This is a genomic window from Trichocoleus sp. FACHB-46 (assembly GCF_014695385.1).
Lineage (GTDB): Bacteria > Cyanobacteriota > Cyanobacteriia > FACHB-46 > FACHB-46 > Trichocoleus.
The window spans coordinates 97707-111212 of the sequence record NZ_JACJOD010000011.1 but is presented as its reverse complement, the minus strand read 5'-3'; the positions used below and the strand labels follow the sequence as shown (position 1 = coordinate 111212).

The following is a 13506-nucleotide window of genomic DNA, read 5'->3' as shown; positions in this document are numbered from 1 at the left end:
AATCACCCTACAAAACCAGGAGTTACAGTTGCTCGGACAACGCTGGATCATCTGGTAATCCTTTAATCAGGGCTGACAGCGCTGGTGGTAAATCAGCCACTTGGTCTGGGCGAGCCGGAATAGTTTGCAAACCCACTTCTTCAATGGGAGCAGGTGCTGCCATATCCGTTGGCAAAAAGATACGAGCGCTGACTGCAACCAGAGCGACCAGAAAGACCAAGACCACAATCAGAGGGGCAATGTACTGACGAAAGAAAGCCATAGTGACAGGGAATCGTAGGTAAGAAAATTTGTCTGAGAAAAAATCTAAGATTTGTGAAGCGACTCTCTCTTCATCCTACAACCGATACAGCTAATCGTCTCCGTCCTCTCCATTAGCATTTACCGCCTCAACTTTGGCATTCCAAGGCGCAAAAACAGGTAAAAGTAATAAACCTGGTAACGCTGCCACCAGCGATAGCGTAAAGAATAAAGGCCAACCTGTTGCTTCCACAATCCCACCTGCGGGTGCCACCAAAATGTCACGACTAACCGCCATGAGGCTGGAAAGTAGGGCAAACTGCGTCGCCGAAAACCGTTGGTTACAGAGGCTCATCAAGAAAGCGACAAAAGCGGCTGTGCCTAATCCTGCACAGAAGTTCTCGATATTAATTGCGACCACCATAAACGAGTAGTCTCTACCAACCTGGGATAGCCCTAAGTAGGCCAAGTTACTAACCGCTTGTAGCCCACCAAATATCCAGAGGGAGCGGTTAATGCCCAATTTACTAAGGACCGCACCTCCTGCTAACACCCCAACAATGGTTGCCAGCAGCCCCATTCCTCCCTGAATCGCGCCAATATCGGTCTGGGTGAAACCCGTCTTCAGCAAAAATGGGGTAGACATATTATTGACGAGGGCGTCTCCGAGCTTGTAGAGCACGATGAACACCAGAATCAAAGCGCCTCGCACTGCCCCGAGCCGCTGAAAAAACTCAATGAAGGGCAACCTGACAGCATCTGCTAAAGAATCGGGAGGGCGATCGCGCAACACGGGTTCTGGAGCCCAAAGCGCTGTTATCATTCCGATTGCCATTAGCACTGCCAGCAACAAGTAAACGGTGGGCCAAGGAATCCGATCTGCCAAAATCAGGGCTAAGGAACCAGTGATTAAAAGAGCAATGCGATATCCCAACACCGCTACCGCTGCCCCTGCTCCCATTTCATGGGTTTCCAGCACATCTGTGCGGTAGGCATCAAACGCAATATCTTGGGTGGCACTGAAGAAAGCAATGATCAGAGCATTCAGCGCCAACAGTTGCAGAGCTTGAGCAGGGTTTTGCAACGCCATCGCGCCAATAGCCAGCAGCAATGCACCTTGGGTCAAAATTAACCAACCTCGTCGTCGCCCTAGAAATGGTGGGATAAACCGATCGAGAATAGGGGACCACAGAAACTTTAGAGAGTACGGTAAGCCTACCAAGCTAAACAGGCCAATCGACTTCAGGTCGACTCCTTCCACCGTCATCCAAGCTTGCAGGGTTTTACTAGTCAAAAATAATGGCAAGCCAGAAGCAAAGCCCAACAGCAATAATGCAGCCATTTTGCGGCTTTGAAATACTTGCAGCACAGATTGAGTCGCTTTCACAGTTAGTTAGAATTCCTCCCACAACAGAGCCTTCCTGTCGCAGTCTGACAATCATGCCACAGGAAGATTCAAGCACTCATTGATTGTAGGGAGCTGTTACAAAATTAAGCGAGAGCCGTCTCAAGACCGCGCCAAACACCAACCAGTGAGCCTTGCACCTGTACGTGACTAGCAGACACTTCAATTGGTGGATACTTCACATTCGCAGGCTTCAACGTCACTTTGCTGCCCTTGCGATGGAAGTGCTTCAGAGTCGTACCATGTCCCTCCACCATCGCGGCGACAATGGTGCCGTTCTTGAGAGACTTAGGATCGGCGACAGGTTTCATAATCACGACATCACCAGGAGCGATCAGCGCTTCAATCATGCTGTCGCCAGTGACTCGCAACGCGAAATATTGAGGTTGCAGCAGAAGATTAGACAGATCTAAGCGATCCACTGTATCCGTAAACGGCTCGACCAAGCCACCAGCAGCGATCGCGCCTAGAATAGGTACACCCTGGGTATCCGCTTGCAAAATCCGGATTGTCCGAGCTTTGCCCTCGGTCCAGCTAATATATCCCTTAGCGCGCAGGTGCTCTAAGCGGCTTTGGATGGGAGCGGGCGACTTCAACTCCATCGCCTGCATCATCTGCCGAATGGACGGCGAATGGTGGTGGTGACGGATATACTCTAATAACCAGTCGAAAAGTTGCTGTTGGGCTTCAGTGAGGCGTTCCATAAAAATTTTAGGTGGTTGATTATTCTCACCCCATAGAACATTTGTATCATCACAATTCTCGTCTGTCTAGCCCTGAGCCAAATCTTGAGCCAAATAAACTTGTGATCGCCTACGCACCGGCTCCTAGCAAGCTAGCCAGCAATGCCTTCTGAGCATGAAGACGATTTTCCGCTTGGTCCCAAATCTTGGACTGCTCGCCTTCCATTACGCCATCGGTAATTTCTTCTCCCCGGTGCGCTGGGAGGCAATGTAAAACGATCGCCTTGGGGTCCGCTAAGCTCAGCAGGGGTTCATTCACTTGATACGGCTGAAAGATAGGAATGCGAGAGGCAGCATCTGCTTCTTGGCCCATGCTGGCCCAGACATCCGTGTAGAGTACTTGAGCAGCTTTGACGGCTGTTTCTGGATCATGAGTGACAGTCACTTCTGAGCGACCTTCGGCGATCGCTTTGGCCTGTTCCACAATTGCGGGTAAAGGCTTGTATTCAGGGGGTGTGGCTACTCGTACATTCATTCCAACTAAGGCACAACCCAATAGGAGAGAATGGGCCACGTTGTTGCCATCTCCTAAGTAGGTTAACGTCAGACCCGCTAAAGTACCAAACGTTTCCTGAACGGTCAGTAAATCCGCCAAAATTTGGCAAGGATGCTCCAAATCACTCAGGGCATTGATCACGGGAATCTGAGCATGATGGGCAAATGTTTCAAGGTCTTGCTGCTCAAACGTCCGGATCGCCATGATGTCGAGATAGCGATCTAGAACGCGCGCTGTATCCTCCAGCGGTTCTCCTCGCCCGACTTGAGTCACGTTTGGGTTTAGGTCTAGGACTTGTCCCCCTAGTTGGTACATGGCAACCGAAAAGCTCACCCGCGTCCGCGTTGAGGCTTTATAGAACAGCAACCCTAAAACTTTGGGACAGTGCGGTGCGACTTTGCCCGCCTTCATCTGTCCTGCCAAATCCAGTAGCCCTTGCACCTCGTCTGGGGTGAGATCCGCCAAACTTAGGAGATCCCGTCCTTTCATTGCCTCCATGCTGCCCCTCTTTAACTGAAGCAAAATGCTTTGATGCTTACAAACAAGCGTAGGCAACCGACAAGGCTACCCTAAGCGGCCTACCAGAGAGGCCGTCTTAAAACCCTACCAGATCCTCAAGAGATAACCTAGCCAGCAAACCTTGATATAGCAATCCAAGTGCAGAGCCCAATTTCCAGGTTGAGGGGCGATCGCGATATCGACATCTTCTCGGCTTCAGATAACCCGTCTACTCGACTAAATGAGTAATGATTTCACGAACGATTAGCCGCTAAAAATTGCTTGATTTGCGCCAGGATTGCTTCTAAACCCATATCTTTGACTAGAAATCCATCGGCTTGCGGGCAAAGGGCTTTACCAGCCTCCAAATCATGTTGACTCAAAAATCCAGTGGCTAGGATTAGCACAGGCGGATCGAGTAAATCGTTTTTTAGCTGGCAAATTAACTCACAGCCATTGATGTTTTTTTCAAATCTGGCGGGTGGAATGGAAAAATCGACGATCGCCAGATCATACTCATGGGCTTTGGGCAAGAAGCTATAAACATCTACATAGTTAGATACATCAAACTCATTTCTAAAAAATCGTTTAATTGCGAATCCCCATTGTTGATCATCATCCAACACCGCAATCTTAGACATCGGAAACTTCTATTTTATAGTGGCTAGTTTTAATCACTATTTTAAAACAACTATTTCAGCGATTCTATTGAGAATTTCCAAGCAAAACTTTCTCTTCCTAAATATGAATCAGCATTAATTCACCTAGGTTAGATGAATTAACAACTCAATTAGTTAGTGCCGCAGAGCTGGGCGATCGCATTCAGAAGGGCATCGTAATTTGTAATAGGTTTTGTATAAAAACCATCCGCTTGAGATGTAACCAAAAGTGCTTCTTGCTCAGTCAGCATGGCATAAGCAGTGACTAAGATAATTGGGATATGAGCCGTAGGGGAATGATTTTTCAGCAAACGAGCTAAATCCGCGCCACTCACCGCTTGCCCTTTCCATTGAGCTCCAGGTAAGTTCACGTCCATCAAGATTAAATCCACTGCCCCGATTTGGCATCGATAGAAAATCTCGACCGGATCGTCAGCAATGTAGACTTGATGACCACCTAAACGCTGAATTAATTTAGCGGTTCCTTTAGCTAGTACTTGGTCATCATCAACTAGCAAAATATTCAAGGTTTGTGTTCCTTTGCCTGAATCGTTAAATCTATTAGCAATCAGAGCGGTTAATTAGTAAAGCGATCGCAATCAGCTAAGCCAATTTCTAAGGATTGAGCGTATCCATATGGGGCAAAGTAAAACTTACTTGAGTCCCTTGATCTTTACCAGCACTATCAATCCAAATTCTGCCGCCCATCAGCTCTACGAGACGCTTACTAATGGTCAAACCCAAGCCCGTCCCCCCATAGCGCCGCTTAATCGAGCCATCGGCTTGCACAAAAGGCTCAAACAATAAATCTCGTTTCTCTAAGTCGATACCAATACCTGTGTCAGTCACAGAAACTTCCACAATTTGACCAATCTTGCTCTGAGAGGAATTATCTGTTTTCTTCACCGCGTGAATGTGAATTTCTCCTTGACTAGTAAATTTCAGGGCATTGGAAACCAGATTAGTTAATATTTGTCGAAGCTTGATCTTATCGGCATAAACGTTGTCCACTTCACATTCAACGATTAATGCAATTCCTTTACGACGGCTATCTAAATTGAATAAATTCTGCTCTTCTTGTAACAGTGTTGGTAGATGAACCACTTCCAAATTGATGTTCATTCGACCTGCTTCAATTTTGGCAATATCCAAAACATCGTTGATGATATCAACCAAATTTTCGGCAGACTGGTAAGCCACTTGAATATATTCTTTTAATTCCTCTTCATTGTCATAAAATCCTTCTTTAAGCAATTTCAAATAGTTCAGTGTTGAGGCTAAAGGTGTGCGTAGTTCATGGCTGGTAGAGGAGAGGAAATCAGACTTCAAACGGCTGGCTTCCTCTGCAACGGTCCGTGCCGTATGTAACTCCTGATTACGCATTTCCACCAGGAGCCGTTGTTCTCGTTCGTACTGGTACAAGCGGTTCTGCATCACAGCCATTGACAGATGCGTGCCTAGGGCGCGAATTAGCTCAGTTTCTCCTTCCAACCAAGGCTGAGCTTGGGCTTGCTTCAATTCTCGCCAAACTTCAAAGGACTGTCGGGGTCGTTGCTGCCGCTCATCGGAGTCCCAGTGTCCGGCCCACGCTTTCTCTGTATCAACCTCATCGCGGAAAATACTCAAGCAGCCTAAAGATTGCTGCCCATAACGCAGGGGCATGATCAGAATGCTACGAATCCGACTGGTCGCAAAAGCGGTTTGTAGTGCAGCTAGCTTTGGTTCCTGATACAAGTCGGCGATCGCACAGATATGAGGGATGGCTGGGTAAACGACGGGTTGCGCTTCTTCCGTGATTTCCATCAGGTCTGGAGTTAGAGAAGCAGCGATCGCAGATTTAGTTAGAGGCGATCGTTGGAGCAGAGATAACAGTAATGCTGGCTGTACAGGTTTAGTTTGGCCGTCCATTAACTCCTGCCAAAAACTGCTTGCCTCTAAATCTAAAGGTTGAGCAGCGTCAGGCAATTGGGGTTGCGTACCATAAGCATAGAGATGGCCGCCAGCAGTAGCTTCAGTGCCCGCCAAAAACAATCTGCCGCCCGAACCCTGAACCGCCTCAATTACCCGCTGGAGGACAATTTGCAGAATTGCTTGAATACTGAGCGGCGCATGTAGCAAGGTAGAAATTTGGTTTACAATTGCCTCGCGCGCTGCTTGCTCTCTGGCCTGGGTTAGCAGATTAGATTGAGCGATCGCGATCGAAACTTGGTCCGCCACCATCTGCAAAATTTGCAGATCTGTCGCCGAGAAAACTCTGGGTTCAGAGTGGTGGGAAACTAACAAACCCCACAGTTGTTGGTGATGCAAGATGGGCACAACCAGCGAAGACTGAACGCCCATCGCAGTCAAATATTCGACATGACAGGGATCAACAGGACGCTGGAGAAGCCCAATAGCAGCCAAATCCTCTGCGGTATCGGGGCTATTTAACCAACTCACATTCACTTGCTGACTCAGCACGTCAACAATGACTCGCTGCCGAGCTTTGACAAACATTTCGCGGGCTTGAGGGGGAATGTCGTCCGCTGGAAAGTTTAGCCCCAGCAAAGAAGGTAATCGCTGTTGGTAAATAGACTCTGCAATGACTTCACCGCTTTCATCTGGGTGGAACCGATAAACCTTGACCCGATCAGTACCTAGAAACGAGCGCGTTTCTGCCACAGTTGCAGCCAGGATTTCAGGCAATTCCAAAGACTGACGGATGCGGTTGGTCATCCGGTTTAGTAGAGTTCCTTGAGCCAGCAGGGATGGCTCTATTTCCTCTCTAAAACTGCTCTCTGGCTGTTTCATCTTAAGTTAGGGCGAAGTTAGTCAGTGGCAAAAAAGCTGTGTAGCAAAAAAGCTTTATAAATTTAGGGTTCCACCAATTCTGACTTTTGCAACAGCACACTCAACTGTCTCAACCGCTTGATATTTACTTGATATTTAACGGTTTTCGGCTAAGCAACCACAGAAATTAGGGGAAGGGCATCTGCCAGTTTTGCCGTGTCAGGCTCCAACTCAGCAAAAGCCGCGATTGCGCCATCCAATAGATCCAACCCCTGCTGTACCGTCTCAATCAGACACAACTGACCGCGCAGCTCAGCCGCCCCAGCAAAGCCTTTGACATACCAAGTCATATGCTTGCGAGCTTGCCGAATGCCGCGATCGCCCTTGTACTCCCACAGTGCTTGTAAATGCTCCCGCGCACATTGCAGCCGTTCTATCTGAGTCGGCACAGATTTTTCAGTGCCAGTTTTGAGGAAGTAATCAATCTCTCCCACTAAGAAGGGGTAGCCCATCGTGGCACGCGAGCACATCACCCCATCTGCCCCAGTCTGCTCTAAGCATTCCACCGCTGCCTCCACCGAGAAAATATCGCCATTGGCAATCACTGGAATCGACAGCTTTTCTTTGACTCGACTAATCCACTCCCACTTAGCAGAGCCGTTGTAGCCCTGGGCACGAGTCCGCGCATGCACCGTTAACATCTGCGCTCCAGCATCCTGCAAACGTTCGGCAAACTCCAGAATGTTAATTTCCTCATCTGTCCAGCCGATGCGGGTTTTCACTGTCACAGGTACATTCACTGCTTGCACCACCGTCCGCACGATCGCCTCTGCCGTTTGAGGATCGCGCAACAGCGAAGAACCACCCCCATTCTTCGTGATTTTGTTCACCGGACAACCCATGTTGATGTCGATCGTGTCCGCTCCCTCTGCGACGGCCATCCGCGCTGCCTCTGCTAGAAAGTCCGGGCGACAGTCAAACAGTTGAATACTAATGGGGCGCTCATTAGGGTCAATCTCCATAATTTTGGGCAGGTGCTTCACATGGCAAAGTCCGCTCGCCTGCACCATCTCGGTATACATCATCGAGTCAGGAGAATAGCGCCGTACCAACCGCCGAAACACCAGATCCGTCACCCCCGATAGTGGAGCCTGAAGCACCCGGCTATTAACTGTAAAAGAACCAATTTTCAGCGGGCTGGACAGACGGGACTTCAGACTGGGAGACAGAGAAACCATTACAAGCAGGTAAGTTCTAAGTTTTTATATTGTATAAAACTGAGCTAACCCATTGGGTTTGGACAAGCGATCGCTCCTTTCTAGATAATTCCTGAAGCAGGCGGCAAACACGACTCTGAGCTTACGGTTCCCCTGAATGCGGCCTGAAGTGTTGCTGCCTACAGTAGAAACATCGGAACCCAAGCAATGCTCCTAAGCCCATGAGAACCTTAATCCACTGGCAACCTCGACGTGAGTTCGACATTGTCCGTCGCCAACTTGACCAACTCTTTGACGAGATTTCCAATATCAATTTTGACTCAGCCCTGGTCAAACCTAGAGAGCTTGGCCCTAGAGAAAGGAGTGCTGCTTGGATGCCCGCGATCGAACTCAACGATATCGGAGCCGCACTAATCCTACGCGCCGAAATTCCTGGCGTAGACGCAGAGCATCTAGACGTGCAAGTCAGCCGTGAAGCTGTCGCTATCCAAGGCGAATATCGCTCCGAGCAGAAAACTGACGAGCAAGGCCACTTCCGTTCTGAGTTTCGCTACGGCAACTTCCGTCGCGTAATTCCCCTAGGAGTTCCTGTGCAGAATGACCAAGTTCAAGCAGAACTCAAAGACGGCATTCTCACCCTCACCTTGCCAAAAGTAGCCCCTGAAAAAGCAGTTGTAAAACTCAACTTAAGCACCACCGAATCCGCTACTTCCTTAACAGCAGCCCCTGAGACTACCGAAACCGTTCCAACTTCAGCTCCCACTCAAGCCCCGGTAGCTGAAAGCATCCTTGAACTCACCTCAGATGTCTGGTCTGAAAACCCTACTGCCTAAACAGTAACCTTCAGACTACCTTAAAACCCCTTCTGGAGGGGGTCTGGGGGACGCAGCCGTCCCTCAGCGGGGGTTTGGGGGCGAGTGCCCCCAAGGCTCGGATTCTCTTCCTAAAAAGGGGCAGAAACGAAGCCATCTCTCCAGAACCGACCATCCAGGTTCGGTAAATACCCCTTCAAGAGAAAGGCCAAGGACAAGCAGTATAGAGATTAGTGCGGTTAGTCTGGTCTGGCGTCACACAGTAGCTTAGCTGCCGACAAAACTCCAGTTCAGGTCTCACCCTGCCCCACCTCTAACCAAACTTGGCCTCTGAAATCGCTAAGTCTTTTGTATTGAATTGAATAGAGCCGGAGAATTTTATGGCAAAAGTTGTTGGTATTGATTTAGGCACGACAAACTCGTGTGTTGCGGTGATGGAGGGTGGCAAGCCTACTGTGATTGCAAATGCAGAAGGCTTCCGCACCACCCCGTCGGTTGTCGCCTTTGCAAAGAATGGCGATCGCCTCGTGGGTCAAATCGCTAAGCGTCAAGCCGTGATGAACCCCGAAAACACCTTCTACTCAGTGAAGCGGTTTATCGGTCGTCGCTTTGACGAAGTATCAAACGAACTCACCGAAGTTTCCTACAAAGTCCTCAACGGCAACGGCAACGTCAAAATCGACTCTCCCGCTCAGGGCAAGCAGTTTGCGCCTGAAGAAATTTCTGCCCAAGTTCTGCGGAAGCTGATCGAGGATGCCAGCAAGTACTTAGGTGACACAGTAACTCAAGCAGTAATCACCGTTCCTGCTTACTTCAACGACTCCCAGCGCCAAGCTACCAAAGATGCTGGCAAAATCGCTGGGGTGGAAGTGCTGCGGATCATCAACGAGCCGACGGCTGCTTCCTTGGCTTACGGTCTCGATCGCAAGAGCAACGAAACCGTTCTCGTCTTTGACTTGGGTGGTGGTACCTTTGACGTTTCCATCCTAGAAGTGGGCGATGGTGTCTTTGAAGTACTAGCGACCTCTGGTGACACCCACCTGGGTGGTGACGACTTCGATAAGAAGATCGTAGATTGGCTCGCTGACCAATTCCGTAGTGCTGAAGGCATCGACCTCCGCAAAGACAAGCAAGCTCTCCAGCGCCTGACTGAAGCTGCTGAGAAAGCCAAAATTGAGTTGTCTAGCGTCACCCAAGCAGAAATCAACCTGCCCTTCATCACCGCGACTCAAGACGGTCCGAAGCACCTCGACACGACCCTGACTCGCGCCAAGTTTGAAGAACTGTGTGCAGACTTGATCGATCGCTGCCGCATTCCCGTTGAAGCAGCTCTACGTGACTCCAAACTCGACAAGAGCGCGATCGACGAAGTAGTACTCGTGGGTGGTTCTACCCGGATTCCTGCGGTACAAGAAATTGTGAAGCGCGTGCTGGGCAAAGACCCCAACCAGACCGTTAACCCTGATGAAGTCGTAGCGGTTGGTGCAGCGATTCAAGCAGGTGTACTTGCAGGTGAAGTCAAGGACATCTTGCTCCTCGACGTAACCCCGCTGTCTCTGGGTGTGGAAACCTTGGGCGGTGTCATGACCAAGATTATTCCTCGCAACACTACCATTCCTACCAAGAAGTCCGAAGTCTTCTCGACTGCGGTCGATGGTCAAACCAACGTCGAAATTCATGTCCTGCAAGGTGAGCGGGAAATGGCCAACGACAACAAAGACTTGGGTGTGTTCCGTCTAGACGGTATTCCTGCGGCTCCTCGTGGCGTGCCTCAAATCGAAGTCACCTTCGACATTGATGCCAACGGTATCCTGAATGTTCGCGCTAAGGACAAGGGTACTGGCAAAGAACAGTCGATCAGCATCACTGGAGCTTCTACCCTACCCAAGGATGATGTCGAGCGCATGGTCCGCGAAGCTGAGCAAAACGCAGCAGCTGACCAAGAGCGACGCGAGAGAATCGACCTCAAGAACCAAGCTGACTCCTTAGCTTACCAAGCTGAGAAGCAAATGGGTGAGCTAGGCGACAAAGTTCCTGCAGGCGACAAGACCAAGGTTGAAGGTTTGATCAAAGACCTGAAGGAAGCTTCCAGCCAGGAAGACTACGATCGCATGAAGTCACTCACGACCGAATTGCAACAAGCTCTCTACAGCATTGGTAGCAACATCTACCAGCAAGCAGGTGGTGGTGCAGCTCCTGATGGTGCAACTGGAGCACCTGGTCCTGATGCTGGCCCCACTGGTGGTCCCACTGGCGGTGGTGACGATGACGTGATCGACGCTGAGTTCTCGGAAACCAAATAAGCAGTTGATTCGTCAACTTTAACGAATCGCTAGATCTGTACAACCTAGGGTCTGATAGTTTCAGGTAGCATGAGAGGTTTCTCTCGCTTCTGCTCTATCAGACCTTTTTGTTTAGCGCCCCGTTTGACGGTCTGCTTGGCGCACTATTAAGCTGCGCTTGTGTTGACTGCTACTGGCAAATTTTGCGGAACCAGCGTTAATTAAAGAGGGCGATCGCTCATTGTCATCACTGTTGAAAGAGTTGAGCTGAAAACGCTTCAGCCAGCCGACAGTCAGTTACGGTGAGCATCCCATTACAGGGTAGCTGGAGGCAGAAATGCAATGAATTGGCCAAATCAATTAGTAATAGGTGCGATCGGCACAACAGCGATCGCCTTAGCGATTGCACCTCCAGCCCAAAGCTTAACTCTGTACGGCACAACCCTGAATTCGGAGCTGATTCAAATTGACCCCGATTCGGGTCAAGGTACTCTGGTTAGCCAATTAGCTTTAGGAGCCTCTCCTTTTGGTTTAGCCACCCACGGCAACAATCTCTACACCTACGATCAAGTGAGCGGTACGATTCTGCAACTCGATCCTTTGACTGCCAAGACTCTCAACACCTTTGATGTTGGCGTTAAAGAAGACGGGGAAGGAGAGTTGGCCTTTCGCAAAGATGGCACTGGTTTCTTGACCAGCAGCTTTGGACCCACCGGAACGTTGTTTAGCTTTAATCTTGCGGGACTTAGCTCTACTCAAATTACACCCCGCGACAGCTTGACTCCCAGCCTAGATGGTTTGGCCTTTGACCCAACTGGCGTGCTCTTTGGTCTTAGCCAAAACCAAGTAGATTTATATACGATTGACCCCGCGACAGGAGCCAGCACCTTCATTGGTGATCCGGGCTTAGACAGTTCTTTTGTAGCAGGCTTAACTTTCGCTCCCAATGGCACCCTCTACGCTGCCGTAAATAACGCCCTGTACACCTTAAATCCGCAAACTGCGGCGGCGACTTTGGTTGGGAATACAGGCTTTACTCGCGTCTCAGGACTCGCATTTTTTGAAACTAACTCCACCAATCCAGATTCTGGTCCCGGTACTCCATCCGAACCGCCAATTCTCCCTTCCCCAGGTAGCACTGACCCTAATTCTATTCCTGAGCCTACTTCGGTCATGAGTTTGCTGCTCCTAGGAGCATTGGGTTGTTGGTCTTTACGGCTCAAGTACTGATTTCAAGAAGGGGTTTTCAAGAAGGGATTTTCAAGGAAGGATTGGCTGGCGATCGCCACTATTGGCCCTGACCTAATTTCTTAAGACAATCCAGAGAAAAGCGAGTTTCTATTTTGAAGTTAGAGATACTTGGAGGTTTAACCACGACAGGTTGATTCTGAGGGGAAAGCGCTCAGGCTTGTCAGCGATCGCAGAGTTGGGTTTCTCTCCATGCCAAATCACCCTCTGTTTTATCCTGTTTCTGAGCATCTACCCGCCACGCCACTCCATGACCAAATCCAGATTGCCTTGGCGATCGCTGATCCACAGGTTCTCAAGTCACTGTTAACGAACTGTTTGCCTGCGATCGCACAACCCCAGGAGATTGGCGAAGTCAGCGCAGAAATCGGGATTCCTTTGCAGGATCAACAAACTGCGGATGCGGTGGTTCACTTTGAGGCGGTGAAATGTGTCTTGGCAGATTCGCCCCCTGTAACGCCTTCAGAGGAAGCCCAATCGTGCCATAGTCCCTATCGCCACCAGACTAAAACGAGCCAGAGCAAACACTCCAAATGCGAGTCAGAAACCCTGACACTAGCTCACAACGTTTCTCTAGCTCAGGCGATCGCGCTTTTAACAAAAGTCGGATTTGGGCCGCAGCAAGCACAGGAAATTTTGCACCTGTCCTACGAAGCCTCGCATAAATCTTGGTGGTACGCCTTAGATGCAACAGGGCAGTTCTCCATCCCGTTTCTGCGCTACATCCGCACGCTGCGCTACCCAGACGGCACCGTCTCCCTGCAATACAAAGATTATTTCTCTGAAACCAAGCCTGTAGGTTTTCAAAGCTTGCCGCAGAAGGTGTTGGTTATAGTCCGTGAGGACAGCCAAAGTTTTAGCCAAACGCTCCGCCAAATCAATGCGGATAGAACGGCGCTAGGCATCACTCAGGCAATTTTAATTTGCAACACGATCGCGGAATTGGAAGCGCAAGCCTTTATTACACAAGGGATTAGCCTTTATCCTGCCACTGAGTTAATTTTGCCTACCCAAGCCAACTGTGGCATTTGTGCCACTCATACCTGCCCGATGAACGGTACTGCTGATTCTGCGATCGCCGTTTGTTATCGCTTTTGCTTAGAGGGCAGCTACGTCTGAGCGGTTAATGAGATAATA

Annotated in this window: 12 protein-coding genes; 4 read left to right on the top strand and 8 right to left on the bottom strand. The window is 49.6% G+C overall.

The features are described 5' to 3' along the window. Positions 1–22: 22 nt before the first annotated feature. From H6F72_RS07065 to dusB, 8 genes are all read right to left on the bottom strand, one after another. Positions 23–262, bottom strand: coding sequence for a hypothetical protein (locus tag H6F72_RS07065; protein ID WP_190433192.1), 240 nt, complete (start codon positions 260–262; stop codon positions 23–25). Between the two features lie 90 nt (positions 263–352). Next, a complete protein-coding gene (locus H6F72_RS07060; RefSeq protein ID WP_190433191.1) occupies positions 353–1627 on the bottom strand; it encodes an MFS transporter in 1275 nt (424 codons plus the stop codon). A gap of 104 nt (positions 1628–1731) precedes the next feature. After that, on the bottom strand, positions 1732–2349 hold the full coding sequence (gene lexA / locus H6F72_RS07055; RefSeq protein WP_190433190.1) for a transcriptional repressor LexA: 618 nt from the start codon (positions 2347–2349) through the stop codon (positions 1732–1734). Positions 2350–2458: 109 nt separating this feature from the next. Beyond that, positions 2459–3382 carry an ornithine carbamoyltransferase gene (gene argF / locus H6F72_RS07050; RefSeq protein ID WP_190433189.1) on the bottom strand — a complete coding sequence of 308 codons (924 nt, stop codon included), beginning with the start codon at positions 3380–3382 and terminating at the stop codon, positions 2459–2461. Between the two features lie 254 nt (positions 3383–3636). Beyond that, positions 3637–4023 (bottom strand): hypothetical protein, encoded by a 387-nt coding sequence (locus H6F72_RS07045; protein ID WP_190433188.1) that lies wholly within the window; start codon positions 4021–4023, stop codon positions 3637–3639. A 149-nt stretch (positions 4024–4172) separates the two neighbouring features. Then, positions 4173–4568: a response regulator gene (locus H6F72_RS07040; protein ID WP_190433187.1), complete on the bottom strand. Its 396-nt coding sequence runs from the start codon at positions 4566–4568 to the stop codon at positions 4173–4175. Positions 4569–4656: 88 nt separating this feature from the next. After that, complete coding sequence (locus H6F72_RS07035; RefSeq protein ID WP_190433186.1) at positions 4657–6831, bottom strand: GAF domain-containing protein; 2175 nt, start codon at positions 6829–6831, stop codon at positions 4657–4659. Positions 6832–6980: 149 nt separating this feature from the next. After that, the gene (gene dusB, locus H6F72_RS07030) at positions 6981–8048 is read right to left on the bottom strand and encodes a tRNA dihydrouridine synthase DusB (RefSeq protein WP_190433178.1); all 1068 of its coding nucleotides are present in this window, start codon (positions 8046–8048) and stop codon (positions 6981–6983) included. 200 nt (positions 8049–8248) lie between these two features. Here dusB and H6F72_RS07025 point away from each other — a divergent pair, with 200 nt between their 5' ends. The 4 genes from H6F72_RS07025 (at position 8249) to H6F72_RS07010 (ending at position 13488) form a co-directional block, all read left to right on the top strand. Then, positions 8249–8860 (top strand): Hsp20/alpha crystallin family protein, encoded by a 612-nt coding sequence (locus tag H6F72_RS07025; protein ID WP_190433176.1) that lies wholly within the window; start codon positions 8249–8251, stop codon positions 8858–8860. A gap of 359 nt (positions 8861–9219) precedes the next feature. After that, complete coding sequence (gene dnaK / locus H6F72_RS07020; RefSeq protein WP_190433173.1) at positions 9220–11142, top strand: molecular chaperone DnaK; 1923 nt, start codon at positions 9220–9222, stop codon at positions 11140–11142. A 321-nt stretch (positions 11143–11463) separates the two neighbouring features. After that, positions 11464–12351 (top strand): hypothetical protein, encoded by an 888-nt coding sequence (locus tag H6F72_RS07015; protein ID WP_190433163.1) that lies wholly within the window; start codon positions 11464–11466, stop codon positions 12349–12351. Positions 12352–12561: 210 nt separating this feature from the next. After that, positions 12562–13488 (top strand): hypothetical protein, encoded by a 927-nt coding sequence (locus H6F72_RS07010; protein ID WP_190433161.1) that lies wholly within the window; start codon positions 12562–12564, stop codon positions 13486–13488. The last annotated feature ends 18 nt before the right edge of the window (positions 13489–13506 follow it).

What these genes read in the sequence shown, in the direction of transcription:
- H6F72_RS07065 (WP_190433192.1), bottom strand. Translation starts at nt 262, where the DNA reads ATGGCTTTCTTTCGTCAGTACATTGCCCCTCTGATTGTGGTCTTGGTC.
- lexA (WP_190433190.1), bottom strand. Translation starts at nt 2,349, where the DNA reads ATGGAACGCCTCACTGAAGCCCAACAGCAACTTTTCGACTGGTTATTA.
- argF (WP_190433189.1), bottom strand. Translation starts at nt 3,382, where the DNA reads ATGGAGGCAATGAAAGGACGGGATCTCCTAAGTTTGGCGGATCTCACC.
- H6F72_RS07045 (WP_190433188.1), bottom strand. Translation starts at nt 4,023, where the DNA reads ATGTCTAAGATTGCGGTGTTGGATGATGATCAACAATGGGGATTCGCA.
- H6F72_RS07035 (WP_190433186.1), bottom strand. Translation starts at nt 6,831, where the DNA reads ATGAAACAGCCAGAGAGCAGTTTTAGAGAGGAAATAGAGCCATCCCTG.
- dusB (WP_190433178.1), bottom strand. Translation starts at nt 8,048, where the DNA reads ATGGTTTCTCTGTCTCCCAGTCTGAAGTCCCGTCTGTCCAGCCCGCTG.
- H6F72_RS07025 (WP_190433176.1), top strand. Translation starts at nt 8,249, where the DNA reads ATGAGAACCTTAATCCACTGGCAACCTCGACGTGAGTTCGACATTGTC.
- dnaK (WP_190433173.1), top strand. Translation starts at nt 9,220, where the DNA reads ATGGCAAAAGTTGTTGGTATTGATTTAGGCACGACAAACTCGTGTGTT.
- H6F72_RS07015 (WP_190433163.1), top strand. Translation starts at nt 11,464, where the DNA reads ATGAATTGGCCAAATCAATTAGTAATAGGTGCGATCGGCACAACAGCG.
- H6F72_RS07010 (WP_190433161.1), top strand. Translation starts at nt 12,562, where the DNA reads ATGCCAAATCACCCTCTGTTTTATCCTGTTTCTGAGCATCTACCCGCC.